The organism is Streptococcus sp. ALY_211 (assembly GCF_058314555.1).
On the sequence record NZ_JBZFUN010000005.1, the window covers coordinates 43,934 to 59,845 of the forward strand.

Genomic DNA, 15,912 nt, shown 5'->3' on the forward strand with positions numbered 1-15,912 from the left:
CGATCTATTTATCATTTTTTAAGATTAGTTATTTTTTCAAGGCTCTTCTGGTATAATAGGGGGGAATAAAGTGAGGTGTTTAGCGATGAAATTAACAGCAATTACCAAAGACAATCAGGAGCAGGTCCTGATGGAATGGCAGGGCTACTGGATCAATGTCAGTCAACTATTGGCAGATACTAAATCCAAGCAGAGTGATCTATTAGAATTTATCCAATCGGGAGAGGCCCAGCAAGCGCTGGAAGGTATAGACTTTTCTGCCTATCTTGTTAAAGATATTTTTGGCTACGACCGTGCACCTATTCTCCCTAATCCTTCAAAGATTTTAGCGGTAGGGTTGAATTATAGGGATCATCAATCTGAGACCGATTTGTTTATCAAATCTGACTTTCCTGAGATTTTTACCAAGCTCCCTAATACCTTGAATCATCATAATGCTACGATTTATGGGACAGATGTTGCCCACCATTATGACTATGAAGGGGAGTTGGTCATAGTCATTGGGCAAACTGTCAAAAATGCCAATCTGGATCAGGCAGAGAAAGCCATTTTTGGCTATACGATCGGCAATGACTTTACTGCACGTGTCCCGCAGTTCCAGACCAGTCAATGGACTTTAGGAAAGTCTATGGACGGCTTTGCCCCAGTTGGCCCCTTCTTAGTGACTAGGGAAGACTTTGACTTTGAAGAGGCAGAACTGATCACCCGTGTTAATGGAGAGATTCGTCAACAAGAGCAAGTGCGTCACATGATTTATAAGCCTCATGAAATTGTCTCCTACCTCTCCAAGTATATGACTCTTCTACCGGGGGACTTGATTTTTACAGGAACCCCGAGTGGTGTTATCTTGGGCCAAGATGAAGATAAACAATCTTGGCTATCAGACGGCGATACGATTGATATCTCTATCACAGGTATTGGAACACTGATCAACACTTTCAAATTGCGGATATAAATATAAAATGAGTTGAGCCATTGCTTAACTCATTTTAATATCTTATAGTTCTGCTACTTTTTTAGCTGTTTGTGATATTCTTTAATCCCTAGTCCTGTCCATCTCCTAAAGGCTCTCAGAAAGCTGGAGCTATCTGAGAAACCCAGCAGAAAAGCAATATCGTCTGTTGTTATAAATAGCTAAGGGCAAAGGCTTTTTGAATGGCAGCTAGCTCTAGCTTGAAGCTTGTATTTTGTCGCGCCAGTTGGCGCTGTAAAGTCCGTGGACTGATATGGAGCTGCTGAGATACAGCCCTTAAGGAGGTGTCCCCCTTGATGATAGCTTCGATGAGCTGCCTTTGCAGCATTTGCTTTTGCTTAGTCAAGTGTAATTGTTGCTCAAGATAGGGTTTTAAAATCAGCCACAGGGTATGGTTTGCCTTAGAAAAAGGTAGCTCTAGATCTGCTTTCTGAAAGACTATAGTATTGTTAGTTGCTTTCTCAGTAGGAAGCCCTAATGCCTGCTCTAAGAGCGAACCATAGCGATAAGGTCCAGAAACTTTGATGGGATTGATCTGTTTAGCCGTTCCTGCTCTTAGAAGATTCAGCAATAATAATTGCTCTTGAAGCAAAACAGTACGCGGTAAATACGGAAATTGATAGTCAAAGGATAGACTGATGGTCTCACCAAGATCCTGAATGTTCAGTTGCAGAGGCCCTATTAGCGATTTATAGCGTTTGATTTTCTCATAGGCTACTAATCCATTGGAGCTGGATAAGGCTGCAAAAAATACTGGAACAAAGTACTGGATATTCTCTATTTTACTTAGTTCCAGTATGGCTTGATCAGAGATTAGGGGATCAGCAGTCATCATGAATTGGTGGTAGTCGCTATTGCTGTAGCGAAGTGTATGGTGCGTCAGTTGATTAGATAAGTGAGCACTCTCTATAATGGCTTGGACATCTATGCCATTAGTGTGTAAAAAGTTTTGAAATGCAGGGGTTAATACTATTTTCACAGTCGTTTTTCCTTGGCTACTATTTAGGTTAAAGATTTGATGACAAGGCGGTCAAACCATTTGGCTGGTAGGATAGCGTGTAAAAAGATGAGTCCCCTACTTCCTTTTCCTACAAGGTAGCGTGCCTTGGTATGTTTTTTCTGACAGACCTTGACAATGGTTTTTGCAACTGATTCTGGCTCTAAGAAGAGAGCGCTTTGGTACAGTTTAGGCAGTCGCTTGATCATTTTTTGAGCTTGACTACTATAGACGGTTTTCTTACTACTATCAGCTAGATGCTGTTGCATAATTGTATTCCAAGGGGTTCGGACACTGCCAGGTTCGATGAGGACTATTGTGATTCCAAAAGCTCTGGTCTCCATACGCAGTCCGTCTGATAAGGCTTCAAGAGCATATTTGCTGGCATGATACCATCCACCCATCAGGGTTGTCAAGCGTCCGCCAACCGATGATAGATTGATAATACGCCCCTGCCCTTGCTTCCTCATTATTGGAAGGACTAATTGGGTCAGCCGTGCTAAGCCAAATAAGTTGACTTCAAATTGTTGACGGGCGTCAGTTATGGCCGTCGTTTCAATAGGACCAAATTGACCGTAGCCAGCATTATTGATTAGGATATCGATCCGTCCTTCACTGTCAAGAATTTTCTCCAGTGCTTGCTCGATAGAGCTAGTATCTGTCAGATCCATAGTGATCGGCTGGATATGAGGGTGATTTAGATCAGTAATCACAGATGAATGTCTGGCTGATCCATAAACTTTGTAACCTTTATGCGCTAGCAGCTTAGCTGTTGCTAGACCAATACCAGATGATGCTCCTGTCAGTAAAACAACCTTTGTCATACCTAATAGTCCTCCACTCTTCTTAGTTTTCTTTTCATTATAAAGAACTATCACTGGCTAAGGAAGGACAAAAGGCGACAAGCTATCTATGGACAGATAATTTCACAATGTTAAGCTCTTAATTGTGAAACTCTTTGTCGTCGTTAGTTAAAAATGGCACTAAAAAAACCGCCCCCTAGGGAACGGTTTCTATGATAATTGGACTCTATTATTTAAGAGTTACAGAAGCACCAGCTTCTTCCAATTTAGCTTTCATTTCTTCTGCTTCTGCAGCAGCTACACCTTCTTTAAGAACTGATGGTGCGTTATCAACAAGACCTTTAGCTTCTTTAAGACCTTCACCTGTGATTTCACGAACCACTTTGATAACGGCAACTTTCTTGTCTCCGCCTGAAGTCAATTCAACGTCGAATGAATCTTTAGCAGCACCAGCGTCTTCACCGCCAGCAGCAGCGACAGCTACAGGAGCAGCTGCAGATACGCCAAATTCTTCTTCGATAGCTTTTACAAGGTCGTTCAATTCAAGGATTGAAGCTTCTTTAATTTCAGCAATAATGTTTTCAATGTTCAATGCCATTGTCATTTTCCTCCAAATGTTTTTTTATTTAATAAATGGGTTGTAGCCTTAGGCTACCTGTAACGATAATCTGCTTAGGCAGCACCGTCTTCTTTGCTGTCGGCAACAGCGTTGATTGCGTAAGCAACGTTGCGGACAGGCGCTTGAAGTACTGAAAGGAGCATAGAGAGCATACCTTCTTTGTTTGGAAGAGCTGCCAATGCTTGGATGTCTTCTTTTGAAGATACTGCGCCTTCGATGGCACCACCCTTAATTTCAAGTGCTTCAGCTTCTTTTGAAAAGTCGTTGATGATTTTCGCTGGCGCTACAACATCTTCGTTTGAAAATGCTACAGCAGATGGTCCGACGAAAATATCTTTCAAGTCGTCAAGACCAGCTTTTTCAGCTGCGCGTGACAAGATTGAGTTTTTGATAACTTTCAACTCAACGCCGCTTTCACGAAGATTGCGACGAAGGTTGGTATCTTGCTCAACAGTCAAACCACGTGAGTCTACAACCACGATAGCTGCAGCAGCTTTCATTTTCTCAGCAATTGCATCGACCAGTTCAGCTTTTTTAGCAATAATAGCTTCACTCATGATTAAGATTTACCTCCGTAATTATTTTGTCTGAATACGAAAAAATCGCATCCAAACCCAGACACGAAAGTACAAATACGCTATAGTAACCAGACCAAGCTGGTATTGTGACGTTTTTGTGCCTCGGCAGGATTCTTATGAGTCAAGCTCCCCTGCTGTCTTAGGTCAGTTTTTTTCAAAACCTTAATTATAGTATCATGGCTTTTTATCACTGTCAACACTTACAGCCCAATAATTAATAAAAAAATGGAAAATGCCTAAAAATAAGGATGAAATGTCTCTTGAGATTTGATATGATGATCCTGAATTTAAAATTGAGGTATAAGACTATGCGATTAAAAAGATTCTGGATTGTTTTGGGACTGATCATGCTAGGGGTTGTCATGCGCTCGCCCTTTACGACGATTTCGACTATCCTGCCTGATATTGCTCGGGATCTGGGAGTCTCTTTGAGCTCTTTGGGAGCTTTGACTTCTATTCCTCTGCTGATGTTTGCAGGCTTTTCATCATTGGCTCCCCAATTATCTCAGCGCTTTGGCTTAGAACGATTGATAACACTGGCACTTTTGATCATGGCTGTAGGCTCTGCGGTGCGCATCATTTCTCTGCCTACTCTCTATCTAGGGACGGTCCTCGTGGGTGCTAGTATCGCTTGTGTCAATGTATTATTGCCAAGTATTGTGGCTACTCATTTTCCTCATAAAATCGGCCTGTACACAAGTCTATACACCAGTATTATGGGCTTGTCATCGACCGCCCTGACTTCACTGGCTTCACCTATCTCTACAATCATCAGCTGGCGGGGCTTTATCCTATTGTTATCTAGCCTTGTTTTAATCGGTTTTCTGATTTGGCTACCTAATGCTAAGCCTGCCCCTCAGCAAGCTAGCAGGGCTCAAGCCGGGTCTAGGCAGCCAGTTTCTCGAAGTCTCTGGAGGAATCCTGCTGCTCTGTCTATGCTCATTTTTGGAGGCTTACAGTCCCTGCTGTTTTATACTGAGCTGACCTGGCTGCCGACGGTTTCTCAGGCGGCAGGATTTTCAGCCAATCAAGCAGGCTCCCTTCTGGGCTTGTTCAATCTGGTCAGTTTCCCTATGTCTTTACTTATCCCTGGCTTAGTAAGTCAGCAGTCCCGTCAGGCTAGAGTTTGGACTATGCTGAGTTTTTCCAGTCTAAGTCTCGTCGGTCTAGCCCTGATTCTTTTAGGACCAGCGAATTATATGGTTTGGGCTACTGCTCACCTCAGCCTAGGTTTATCAGTAGCAGCTCTTTTTCCTTATATGCTGGTTAGCTTTAATCTTAAGACGAGAACTGCACAAGAGACCGCCCGGCTTTCTGGTATGGTACAGACAGGCGGTTATCTGCTGGCAGCTATCGGGCCTATTCTTCTAGGCTATAGCCAACAGCTCTTTGGTTCTTGGAATGCTCTCGTTTGGATTTTAGCACTGGTCACTCTCATAATGGCTGTAGCCCTAATCTCCTTTGAAAGAGCTGATAGCATTATTTAATAAAAAAACGACCTTGGTACTGCCCGAAACAGGTTAGATTGTTGTAAGGCAGACCACTTAGGGTCGTTTTTATTAGCGTAATTGACTGGATAAGACTGCGATATCCTGCGGTCGGGTACGGCAGCAGCCACCGACCACCTTGGCACCTAGTTCATGCCAGCTTTGAGTATTTTCTAAAAGGCTGTGCGAGTGATCAGCGGCTTGTGTCCAGGTTTGACTAGCGCCATCATAGACTTCACCAGAATTGGGATAGGTCACAAAGGGTTTGTCGGTATAGCGTCTCAGCTGGGTTAAGAAATCGTGATAAACACTAGGTGAGCTGCAGTTGAGACCCAGTGCTAAAATCTGCTCAGAACTATTGATGAGCTCTGCTACAGTCCCGATACTAGTCCCATCTGAGATAGTCTTGCCATCTTGCGATGTGAAGCTCATATAGGCTTCAGCCTGAGGAAATTCTTGGGCTAATAGCTCAACAAGCGCTTGCGCTTCAAGAAAGTTGGGCATGGTTTCAAGGGCTAGGAGATCGACGCCGTTATCCAAAAGAATCTGAATGCGGGGGCGATGAAAATCCTTGATCATTTCCTTGGTCACGTCACCATAGCGACCGGTATATTCGGAGCCGTCAGCTAGATAGGCTGCGTATGGGCCAACATCGCCACTGATTAAAGGGAAGGGACGCTGGGCTTTTTCCTGATCAGATAGCTCTCGCCAAACCTTTTCTCGTGCCTGCTTGGCCAGATCAACTGTCAGAGCGATCAAGGCCCTAGCTTTAGACTCGGAGACACCATAATCAAGGAGACCCGGTAGGGTTGCCTGATAGCTCGACGTCGTGACCAGATCACTGCCAGACCTCAGGTAGGTTTCGTGAATGTCTTGGATGAGTTTTGGATTTTCTAAGAGGTACCTAGCTGACCAAAGCTTACCTGAGACATCATGTCCCTGATATTCAAGCTCAGTCCCCAAGGCACCGTGCAAAATGATATAATCTTGCGATTGCAGTAATGAATGAAATGCTCCCATGACTGCTCCTTTCTACCACTTTTTAAAGCGGATAAAATGATAAATGTAGCAAAGAATGACAAAGGGAACCCCAAAATAAAGTCCGGCTCTCTGGGAGGGGTCCCAGGCGATTCCGATGATAGAAATGACCAGAAGAATGATCGTGAGGTAAGGCAGTGCTGGACTGTGCGGTGTCTTGTAGTCTAATTCTTCAAGGCTATGGTCTTTGAGCCAACGCTTACGAAAATTGATCTGGGCGATCGGGATGGACAGCCAAACCACGACAACTGCAAAACCTGCGATCGATACTAGGGCCAAGAAAATAGTCTTTTCGTAATAGACACTTGCTACCAGGGCAATCACAACACCGATCATTGAGAGAATCATGGCACGCATGGGCACACCGTTTTCATTAATACGAACGACATTCTTACTGATCATACCTTCATTAGCCAGTGACCAGAGCATGCGCCCAGAGGCATAGAGTCCAGAGTTGGCTGCGGATAAAATAGCCGTCAGGATAACAAAGTTCATCAGATCAGCGGCAAAGGGAATGCCAATCTTGTCGAAGACTACGACAAAAGGAGCTTCTACGACACCCGCCTGACTGGCTGGCATCAAGGCAGCGAGCACTGCTATGGTCATACAAAAGAGAAGCACCAAGCGACCGATAGTCGATTTGATGGCAAAAGGAATCTCTTTTTTAGGATTGTCAGTCTCCCCTGCTGCCACTCCGATCAACTCAATCCCTGAAAAGGCGTAGTTGACCGATAGGATAACAGTGATGACTCCTAGCAGCCCTTTGGGAAAGAGCCCATCTTTGACGAAATTAGTCAAGAGCGGCGCCTGATGACTTCCCTCATAGGGAAGCACTCCCAAAATCGCCAGCCCTCCTAATAGGATAAAGAGAATAATGGCGTAGACTTTGATACTAGAAAAGTAATACTCAGTCTCAGCAAACCATTTGACATTCAAACTATTGACCAAAAAGACCAAGGCTGCAAAACCAGTCGCAAAAATCCAAACGGGTACGCCAGGGAACCAGCGTAGCATGAGGTTGGCGGCTCCGATGAACTGAGATGCCAGAGCAACTGTCCAGCAAAGCCAGTAAGACCAAGCAACCGTAAAGCCAGTCCCTGGACTAATGAACTTGGTCGCATAGGTATGAAAAGAGCCTGTAACTGGCATAGCTACTGCTAGCTCTCCTAGAGAAAACATGATCAGATAGACCATGACAGAGCCAAAGATATAGGATAAGACCGCACCGAGCGGCCCTGCCTGAGCAATCGCATAGCCCGAACTCAGGAAGAGACCTGTACCGATGATCCCACCGATTGACAGCATCTGTAGATGTCGACTGGTCATCTTTCGCTGGAATTGGCCTTCATTTTCAAAGTTATGATTTTCCATAGCGCCTCCAAATAGTTTTGTCCCTTAATCATACCATAGATTTAGAGAACTACGACCATTGCCTTTTTTTATCAAGTGGTATAAGGATAGGCTATAGAAAAGCACCCCAATCGTTAAATTTTGTGTCTAACTTTTGGGGTGCAGTTCATTTTCGAGTTGGCTTTACTGCTCTTGCTCATTATATGGCATCTATGCGATCAGCCCTTTTTCTAGGTGGTCATATAGTCTAGACACAAGCTCTTACGGGAGCTAAGCTAAGGGAAAAACAATTAGAATGGTGCGAGACCTAAGGCATGCTGGGCAGCGAGATTGAGCAGGCTCCACTGGCGATCAAAGCCTGGTTGGAAGAAGAAATCAGCCTGAGCTAGATCTTCTAGTGTCATCTTATGCCCAATCGCTAGGGCTAGGACGTTGCCTTGGGCGGTCACGTTGTAAGTCGATAAGACAGCTCCTCCTAAAATCTGATGGGTCAAAGGATGGTAGGTGAGGCTGACATAAACCTGAGGGTTGTTATCATCAGGGATATAGGCAGGGCGTAAGCGATCCTGATACAGGCTGGTCTGGTAGGTAAGGCCCGCTTGCTCGGCTGTAAAGGTGTTAAGACCGCTAGAGGCGAAATGCAGATCAAAGACACTGAGGGCGGAAGCTCCGACTACTCCTGCGAAGGCTCGACTAGGCTTAGCTTCAAAGAGGTGTTTGACGACATACTGGGCTTCACGCCGAGCAGTCGTCGCTAGGGCTATAGGCATTGGCTTGCCAGCAGGAATGGAGAGCGGTAAGACCGCATCACCGATGGCATAAACATCTGGAAGATTGGTACGGAAATATTCATCGACCTTGATAAATCCACGTGGCTCTAAATCAACAGTTCCCTGCAGCCAGTCAGTATTGGGTTTGACACCTGCTGCAAGGATCACTAGGTCAGCCTGAATGTCTCCCTTATCAGTGATGACTGCTTGGACCTTATCATCACCTTGGAAACGCTCTACTTTGGTATTCATGTAGAGGTCGACATTATGGTGCTCAAGCTCTTTGGCTACTAGATCTGCCAGCTCAGGATTGAGGTAGGTACCTAGCGGTCGGTCGATAACATCAACCAAGCTGACCTTTTTACCACGGCTGGCAAAAACCTCAACAGCTTCTAATCCAATATAGCCTCCACCGATCACAACGACATTTTGAATGGTCGGTGATTCCAAGGCAGCCTTGATCTTAGTCGCCCAGTCATAGCCCCGCATGAGATAGATATTGTCAAGGTCAGATCCCTCAACTGGTAGCGTCACAGGACGAACACCAGAACTTAAAATCAGCTTGTCGTAGGCGACTTCCTCGGTCTGATTTGATTTCGTATCTTTGACAGTCACTGTCTTTTGATCGGCATTGATCGCAGTGACTTGGTGGTTGTTAAAAATCTTGCCGCCCTTGGCTTCTAAGTCTGCTGGTGCAAAGTTGCGGACATCATCTTTAGCAGTGACCTCATCTTTTAGATAGAGCTCCATCCCGCAGGACATGAAGGAGACAAAATCACCTGCCTCATAAATAGTAACGTCTAGCCCCTGATACTGGTCTAGCAGCTCAATAGCGGACTCATGACCACCGTGGGACGCACCGACAATAACAACTTTTTGCTTCTCCATAGGTATACCTCCTGATAAGCTATAAATATCATTAAGACGACGTGAGATGATGGCATCTCACTCATCAGATTTGCGATCTTGCGCAGTGAAAAGTAACCGCTTTCCACTACACCCTCATTCTACTGCTCTTGGCATAGGATTTCAACTGATGACCCTATAAATTTAAAAAATATAAAAGCACCAGCATTAGTTGCCGGTGCTTGGTATTGCTCTATTGACGATTTTAAAAGGAATGACTGATCATCAATTAGTAAATATCTCGTCGGTGGCCAACTGACAAGGCTAATACGATCAATTCCTGGTCTTGAATCTGACAGATGACCCGATAATCACCAATGCGATAGCGCCATTGGCCGGTACGATTAGCACTAAGAGCTTTTCCATACTGCCTTGGATCATCCAGAGCATGTGAGGATAAGTAAGTTGTGATTCGCTTTTGCGTAAACTTATCTAGCTTTTTAAGCTGTTTGATAAACCTTTTCGTCGGAACCAACTTATACAAGATCATCCTCCAAATCAAGTTCAGCTAGCATATCCTCCCAACTCATTGGCTCATGGCCTGCCTTGAGGTCATCTAGATACTCTTGATAGGCTGACTCACCGACATGGGCATCATATTCATCTTCTAGGGATTCTAAGGTCTTGTTGCGGATCAATTCAGACAGGGAGACCCCTTCAAACTTTGCCATGGCTTTCATAAATGTCTTATCTGCTTCAGAGACTTTTAATGTAATAGTTGCCATAATTCCTCCTATTCTCAAGGTAATACCATTGTATTACTTGATTTGATAAAAGTCAATCTCCAAAGTGACGAGATGAGGCATTGTAAAATGACTGATAACTATATTCAGTTTACAACTTCAACCCTTTCAAAAAGGCATCCAGCTCAGCTTGAGCTTCTGGGGTGGTGCCTCGCAGGTCCTTGAGAAGGTTTTCCAACTGGGCAGATTTTTCAGCGATGGTTTGGTTGGTCTTGCTTATGTCGGCCATGATGTCTGGCAGCGGGGCGACTGCTTCTTCCTCAAAGGTATCGACATAGCGGGGAATATTGAGGTTGTAATCATTCTCCACAATCTCTTCAAAGCTGGCTAGATGGGCAAACTTATCTATATCACTGCGCTGGGTATAAGCGTCCAGAATCTTCTCGATATGGCTATCGGTCATGATGTTCTGGTTCTTGCCCTTGTCAAACTCTTTTGAGGCATCGATAAAGTAGACATCACGATTGGTACGGTCTTTCTTAAGAATAATGACCGTGGTCGGAATGCTGGTATTAAAGAAGATATTGGCCGGCAGACCGATCACCGTATCGATAGCCCCTTCCTCTAGGAGGTGCTGGCGGATCTGCCCTTCGGCATTGCCACGAAAGAGAACCCCATGAGGTAAGACGATAGCCATGACCCCGCCGTCCTGCTTGAGGTGGTAATAACCATGCAGGAGAAAAGCAAAGTCAGCCTTGGACTTGGGCGCTAGCTTACCATAAGGTGAAAAACGGGGATCCTCTAGGAAACCAGAGTCCGCAGACCACTTGGCTGAGTAAGGGGGATTCATAAGGACGCCGTCAAAGTTAGTCGGCTCCTCATCCGGCCAGTCAGCATCCAGCGTGTCACCGTTGTTGAGGTGCTGGTTTTCAACAGGGACATCGTGCAGAATCATGTTCATACGTGCCAGGTTGTAGGTCGAGGTATTGAGCTCTTGACCATAGTAGGTCACTGTGTTTGGCTGGCGGCTGTACTTCTTGGCATTGAGCAGCAAGGAGCCAGAGCCCATGGTCGGGTCGTAGAGGCTAAAGCCCTGCCTGTCTTCACGCCCTTGCAGGGCAATGCGGGTCATGAGCTTGGCTACAGGCTGGGGCGTGTAAAACTCGCCGGCTTTTTTACCCGAGTCCGAGGCGAACTGACCGATCAGGTACTCATAAGCATCACCCAGCATATCACCGGCATGACCGGCAAGATCAAGACCAGCCAGCTCCTTCATGACACTGGCAATGGTTTGATTCTGCTTCTGCGGCGTTGCGCCTAACTTTTTGGAATAGAGGTCAATGTCCTCAAAGAGATTTTCAAAAAGGTCATCACTGCGCTCGATATTGCGAAAGCCTTGAGCTAGGGACTCCAGCTGGAAGGTCCCGTCATTGATGGCAGTGATAAGAGCCGTAAAGGTCAGATCGGGCTCAATGACATAGGATTGCTGATCCATGAGGACAAAGATCAGATCCTCATGAGTCTCCTCATCCGCATAATACTTGCGGTAGAGCTCAAGCGCCTGCTCCAAATCATCGGTCGGCTCCTGCATGGTCTTAGCGACTTCAAAAAGCATCTTGTCTGAGAGATACTTGTAAAAGACTAGACCTAAGAGATAGGACTTGTACTCATTAGCATCCATCTTGGAGCGCAGCAAATCCGCTGAATTCCAAAGTGCCTGATAAAGGGCTTGTGAGGTAGGGGTTTCTGACATAAGTTTTTCACTTTCTAAAAATAATTTTCGTATTAATATAAGTAAGCCATATTTGAAAAAGCTAAGGGATCATAATATACTTGTGTATACAACATAAAAACATCTGGAGGTGCTCATATGGCTACCATAAAAGCAAGAAAAGTAGGAAATTCCGTAACTGTAACGCTTCCTAAAGACTTGCAGGTTGAAGATGGACAGGAATTCATCATTGAAAGAGGGCGAAATGGCATTATTCTCCTAGCTCCCAAAATCAATAATCCCTTTGATGGCAATGATGATTTGCGGATGGAAGATGACTTTGCGGACATGAGGTTACTTGATAATGAATTCTAGTTACATTCCTCAAAGGCAAGATATTGTCTGGATTGACTTTGACCCTTCTGCTGGTAAAGAAATCCAAAAACGCCGACCAGCTCTGGTCATCTCCAATGAAAACTAGAGTAGACGTACAGGATTTGTGGCTGTCTGTCCCATTACACACGGCCAAGCTAAGTTAAGAGAAAAAGGATTATTAGTTCCTGTTCATTCAAAAAAGGTGGACGGTGCTGTCAATCCTTTTCAGCTGCATACCTTCGACTTCAGGGCAAGACAGATTGAAAAGATTGCTGAACTGGCCGATCAAGAATTTGTCATCGTCAAACAACTGATCCAATTTATCTTTTAAAGCTCTTTACGTTACTGGACAGAAATTCGTCCAGTCTTTTTTGTTATAGCTTGATGTCTCATCATGCTGTGTCACCATAAAAATATCCCGCAATCCGCTCATAAAAATGAGCGGATTTTAAGCGGATTATGAGCGAATTTTTAGTGAGATGAGGGCAGCTTATAATGCCTGTCACGTGTCGATCCTTCTACTGTCAGTAAATCCTTTTGAACAAACAAAGACAAATAGCGACGGGTACTGGCTTGGCTTAGTCCAATCACGTCTTGTGCCAAGGAAGTGGTAATGACACCATGTTCAAGGAGGTAGGTTCTGATTTTTTGCCAGACGGCTTCTTCTTTAGGTTTTAACGTTACGGAGGCAGTAGGCTGAGCTGTCTGATATTCCTGCAAGGTCTCTAAGATAGCGTCCAGCATGAACTCAATGAAGACAGTCGAGTCATTTGCTTGATTGCTGAGGGTGAGGGCATCGTAATAGCCTTGCTGGTGGTGGTAAATCACCGACTCAACAGGCAGCCACTCAAAGATGGGATTGGACTGACTGAGAATCAGACTCTGCCAGAGACGTCCCATACGTCCATTGCCATCCTCGAAGGGATGGATAATTTCCAACTCAAAATGAACAACACAGGATTTGACAAAATCCGACACGCTACTAGCTTTTGCCCATGCAAATAGCTCCTCAACTAAGGCAGGTACAAACTGAGGACGGGCGCCGACATGCACTACGTGACCTGTACTGTCATAGGCACCAACATCACCCGTGCGAAACTGACCAGCATGCTTAACCAAATCCTTGGTCAGCAGTCTGTGCGCTTCTAAGAAATCCTCCAGACGGTAAGGATCTAGTCTAAAAGCACTCTCATATGCTTCATAGGCATTTTCCACCTCATGAATATCCTTGGGTGGACCAAGCACGCGCTTACCGTCAATCACAGCCGTCACCTGTTCCAAACTCAGACTATTATTTTCAATGGCTAGGGAGGACTGGATCGAGCGAACCCGATTTTCCTTACGCAGGTGCAACTCCCGCCGCTCCAAGGCCAGCTGGGTCGTCAGCTCCGAAATCCGCTGAACCTGGTTCAAAATCTTTTCAGTGATACGGTATGAAGGCTGCATAGGTGCTCCTTTCTAAGGGGGATAAAGGTTTACTAATGTCTCTTTATTATCTCATAATAATGCTTTTAGCTCATTCATTTTTTAGATGTAGACTAGGAATTCTCTCATATATTTTTCAAAATCCATCTGTTCCCTGATTTCCTAGACAAACATATCTTGTAACAGCTTCTTCTTCAACGTTTCAAGCTGCTCAATTTTTTCTTGATAAGAAGAAATTAGGTCATCTAAGTTCAAGAAAAACTTTCCTAAAGCTCGTTGCTCTGCAGTATTGCTGGTGATTGCTATTTTTCGATGTAGCAAGTCATCTTTAGTAATTCCTTTGATAGATGTTCCTTGTACATTATCTTTTTCTTTTTGCAGAAGTCTATAGAGTACATATAGCGCAAAATATTTATCCACAGTCAAATCACTTATTGATAGAAAATCTTGGCTTGTTGAAAATTCAAATGGGACCAAAGCTAATTTTCCAACACCAACCCGTGTCACAATAGCAATAGAATCTTTAGGTACCAATTTAGCAGCTGATTCCTTTAGTCCTTGTTCAGTGATAGTTTTATTAGTAGTCGATAATTGAAGTTCGTGCTCTATCAAGTCAGACGATTGAATCCAGTTCAGATTTCCACCCCAGTATTCCTCGACACTTGTTTTAGGTGTTCCGCCACCAAAAGTTTGCTTCGTCAATTTTGCGACTGTTGTCTCCTCCCACTCGCCATCAAATCCATCTAAGCGGATTTCAGGGGTGGTCTGTCCTGCCTTTGGAAACATCTTGGACAGCATGGTCGCCTTAAAGGCTTGATAGTTGGCCAAATTATCCTTATAGGCAGACAAGAGCTCATCAAGCGTCTGGAAAAGCGACCCGATAGCAGACTGTTCGGGGAGGGAAGGGAAAATCAATTCTACTTTTTCTAAATCACTATTTCTAATATGAACAATAGATTTTCCTTGTGCTCTTTTAACTAGCTCTCTTTTCTGAGAACCATTGGAAATCGTTAGAGTTAGAAAAACAGAATCAATATCTGAAGCGTGAGGTTCAATAATATTTAAGTCTCCTCCTAAAATAATTCCTTCTTTCTGAATTACAGACGCTCTTGAAATTTCTTCGGAAGATTCTCCTGATGCAGGGACGACTACTTCACCCCCTGTACTCACAATAGAATTCTTTTTAATTGAGTTTACAAAAGTAGAAACTGATGTGACGATTGTTTGGTAATTTGTGTACAGTTGCCCATATAGGAGGATTGGAAAACCGCTATTATCTAAATCATTTTTTGTATATCCATTTCCCTTTTTAAAATTAGCGTGATCTTTTAATATTCCAGTAGACCATTGATTGTCAAAATTTTTGAACCTAAGCCTAGGAGTGCTATTATCCATTTTCATTCAACCTTTTATTTTATCCCTTATCCAAGTTTAAGTTTCAAAGTGATCTTAAACTAACTATCCCGTTTTTCAATAGCTTTTCTATTAGACTCAGGTAATAAATTGTACACTTCTTTTATTCTCTTTTTCTGAGTAATTTGGTTATCCACTATCAAATTTATGAATTTCAAAAGTGAAATGGCTAACTCTTTGTTATCTGAAAGATCAATTTCTCCAGGGTGTACTGCATTATTACCAATAACTCTCACACTATCTAACATCATCTGAATTTCTGATGGTAAGCCTTGTTCAACTAGTGTTGCAATTTTAGAATCTAAAGTTTTCCCTCTAACATCTAGTTCAATCATTAGTTGTTCAATAGCAAGTCGAGCCATGGCTGCAGAGGCTCTCGGTGACTTATCGAGAATTGCGGCAGATTCATCATAAATTTCTCCGACTGAAATTGGCATATCAGAATTTGCTTTAGGAGCATCTATATTGTTATCAGGATAAAGGAGACGTTCAAAAGTGATATTCTTCCAATTTTTTTCATCATTAAATACAGAAAATCTATTAGTGGCTCTTTTTAACCATATTGATTCTTTGCTACAAGAATCGCATTTTGAAATTATTAATTGATGAAAATAAATTTCGTCATTTCCAGTATTTAAATCTGTTTGAAACTGCAACGAAACTGGATAACTTTGATATCTTTGTATTGCGACTATATTGCAGTTCGGGCATAGTATTCCTTGTTCACTTATTACATTTCCTAAAAACTTTTTATTTGAAATAAATTTTTCCTTCATATTTTCAC

Annotated in this window: 17 protein-coding genes, 1 pseudogene and 1 other annotated feature; of the genes and pseudogenes, 4 read left to right on the top strand and 14 right to left on the bottom strand. The window is 43.7% G+C overall.

From position 1 onward, the window contains the following. The first annotated feature begins 85 nt into the window (after positions 1–85). Positions 86–955, top strand: a complete 870-nt coding sequence (locus AC4HAJ_RS05655; RefSeq protein ID WP_491079190.1) for a fumarylacetoacetate hydrolase family protein — start codon at positions 86–88, stop codon at positions 953–955. 53 nt (positions 956–1,008) lie between these two features. Here the strand turns inward: AC4HAJ_RS05655 and AC4HAJ_RS05660 are convergent, their stop codons facing one another. The 5 genes from AC4HAJ_RS05660 to rplJ all read right to left on the bottom strand — a co-directional run bounded on the left by AC4HAJ_RS05660 (position 1,009) and on the right by rplJ (position 3,949). Further along, positions 1,009–1,128, bottom strand: coding sequence for a helix-turn-helix domain-containing protein (locus tag AC4HAJ_RS05660; RefSeq protein ID WP_491079287.1), 120 nt, complete (start codon positions 1,126–1,128; stop codon positions 1,009–1,011). Next, positions 1,125–1,952: an AraC family transcriptional regulator gene (locus AC4HAJ_RS05665; RefSeq protein WP_491079191.1), complete on the bottom strand. Its 828-nt coding sequence runs from the start codon at positions 1,950–1,952 to the stop codon at positions 1,125–1,127. Before AC4HAJ_RS05665 ends, AC4HAJ_RS05660 begins: the two co-directional genes overlap by 4 nt. Before the next feature lie 23 nt (positions 1,953–1,975). Next, complete coding sequence (locus AC4HAJ_RS05670) at positions 1,976–2,794, bottom strand: oxidoreductase (protein ID WP_491079192.1); 819 nt, start codon at positions 2,792–2,794, stop codon at positions 1,976–1,978. Positions 2,795–3,002: 208 nt separating this feature from the next. Then, a complete protein-coding gene (rplL, locus tag AC4HAJ_RS05675) occupies positions 3,003–3,371 on the bottom strand; it encodes a 50S ribosomal protein L7/L12 (protein ID WP_491079193.1) in 369 nt (122 codons plus the stop codon). 74 nt (positions 3,372–3,445) lie between these two features. Continuing rightward, positions 3,446–3,949 carry a 50S ribosomal protein L10 gene (rplJ, locus tag AC4HAJ_RS05680; RefSeq protein ID WP_491079194.1) on the bottom strand — a complete coding sequence of 168 codons (504 nt, stop codon included), beginning with the start codon at positions 3,947–3,949 and terminating at the stop codon, positions 3,446–3,448. 30 nt (positions 3,950–3,979) lie between these two features. Next, positions 3,980–4,132: a sequence feature (ribosomal protein L10 leader region), on the bottom strand. Between the two features lie 146 nt (positions 4,133–4,278). Between rplJ and AC4HAJ_RS05685 the strand changes: the two genes are divergently transcribed. After that, positions 4,279–5,457 carry an MFS transporter gene (locus AC4HAJ_RS05685; protein ID WP_491079195.1) on the top strand — a complete coding sequence of 393 codons (1,179 nt, stop codon included), beginning with the start codon at positions 4,279–4,281 and terminating at the stop codon, positions 5,455–5,457. A 72-nt stretch (positions 5,458–5,529) separates the two neighbouring features. Here AC4HAJ_RS05685 and mmuM read toward each other — a convergent pair whose 3' ends face one another. The 6 genes from mmuM to AC4HAJ_RS05715 form a co-directional block, all read right to left on the bottom strand. Further along, positions 5,530–6,477, bottom strand: a complete 948-nt coding sequence (gene mmuM / locus AC4HAJ_RS05690; protein WP_491079196.1) for a homocysteine S-methyltransferase — start codon at positions 6,475–6,477, stop codon at positions 5,530–5,532. Between the two features lie 12 nt (positions 6,478–6,489). Next, entirely contained in the window at positions 6,490–7,866 is a 1,377-nt protein-coding gene (locus tag AC4HAJ_RS05695) for an amino acid permease (RefSeq protein ID WP_491079197.1), read from the bottom strand. Positions 7,867–8,135: 269 nt separating this feature from the next. Further along, positions 8,136–9,503, bottom strand: coding sequence for an FAD-dependent oxidoreductase (locus AC4HAJ_RS05700; protein WP_491079198.1), 1,368 nt, complete (start codon positions 9,501–9,503; stop codon positions 8,136–8,138). 247 nt (positions 9,504–9,750) lie between these two features. After that, entirely contained in the window at positions 9,751–10,005 is a 255-nt protein-coding gene (locus tag AC4HAJ_RS05705) for a type II toxin-antitoxin system RelE family toxin (RefSeq protein WP_491079199.1), read from the bottom strand. Beyond that, positions 9,998–10,246, bottom strand: coding sequence for a type II toxin-antitoxin system RelB family antitoxin (relB, locus tag AC4HAJ_RS05710; protein ID WP_491079200.1), 249 nt, complete (start codon positions 10,244–10,246; stop codon positions 9,998–10,000). The genes AC4HAJ_RS05705 and relB overlap by 8 nt, the downstream gene beginning before the upstream one ends. Positions 10,247–10,355: 109 nt before the next feature. Further along, complete coding sequence (locus tag AC4HAJ_RS05715; protein WP_491079201.1) at positions 10,356–11,957, bottom strand: type I restriction-modification system subunit M; 1,602 nt, start codon at positions 11,955–11,957, stop codon at positions 10,356–10,358. A 117-nt stretch (positions 11,958–12,074) separates the two neighbouring features. Between AC4HAJ_RS05715 and mazE the strand changes: the two genes are divergently transcribed. Together mazE and AC4HAJ_RS05725 are read left to right on the top strand one after the other, a co-directional pair. Then, the gene (mazE, locus tag AC4HAJ_RS05720) at positions 12,075–12,290 is read left to right on the top strand and encodes a type II toxin-antitoxin system PemI/MazE family antitoxin (protein WP_491079202.1); all 216 of its coding nucleotides are present in this window, start codon (positions 12,075–12,077) and stop codon (positions 12,288–12,290) included. Further along, positions 12,280–12,621, top strand: a pseudogene (locus AC4HAJ_RS05725) (type II toxin-antitoxin system PemK/MazF family toxin). The gene mazE and the pseudogene AC4HAJ_RS05725 overlap by 11 nt, the downstream one beginning before the upstream one ends. A gap of 140 nt (positions 12,622–12,761) precedes the next feature. Here the strand turns inward: AC4HAJ_RS05725 and AC4HAJ_RS05730 are convergent. The 3 genes from AC4HAJ_RS05730 to AC4HAJ_RS05740 form a co-directional block, all read right to left on the bottom strand. Next, a complete protein-coding gene (locus AC4HAJ_RS05730; RefSeq protein WP_491079203.1) occupies positions 12,762–13,736 on the bottom strand; it encodes a Fic family protein in 975 nt (324 codons plus the stop codon). A 141-nt stretch (positions 13,737–13,877) separates the two neighbouring features. Further along, a complete protein-coding gene (locus AC4HAJ_RS05735) occupies positions 13,878–15,116 on the bottom strand; it encodes a restriction endonuclease subunit S (RefSeq protein ID WP_491079204.1) in 1,239 nt (412 codons plus the stop codon). 53 nt (positions 15,117–15,169) lie between these two features. Beyond that, positions 15,170–15,904, bottom strand: coding sequence for a DUF4145 domain-containing protein (locus tag AC4HAJ_RS05740; RefSeq protein WP_491079205.1), 735 nt, complete (start codon positions 15,902–15,904; stop codon positions 15,170–15,172). Positions 15,905–15,912 lie beyond the last annotated feature (8 nt).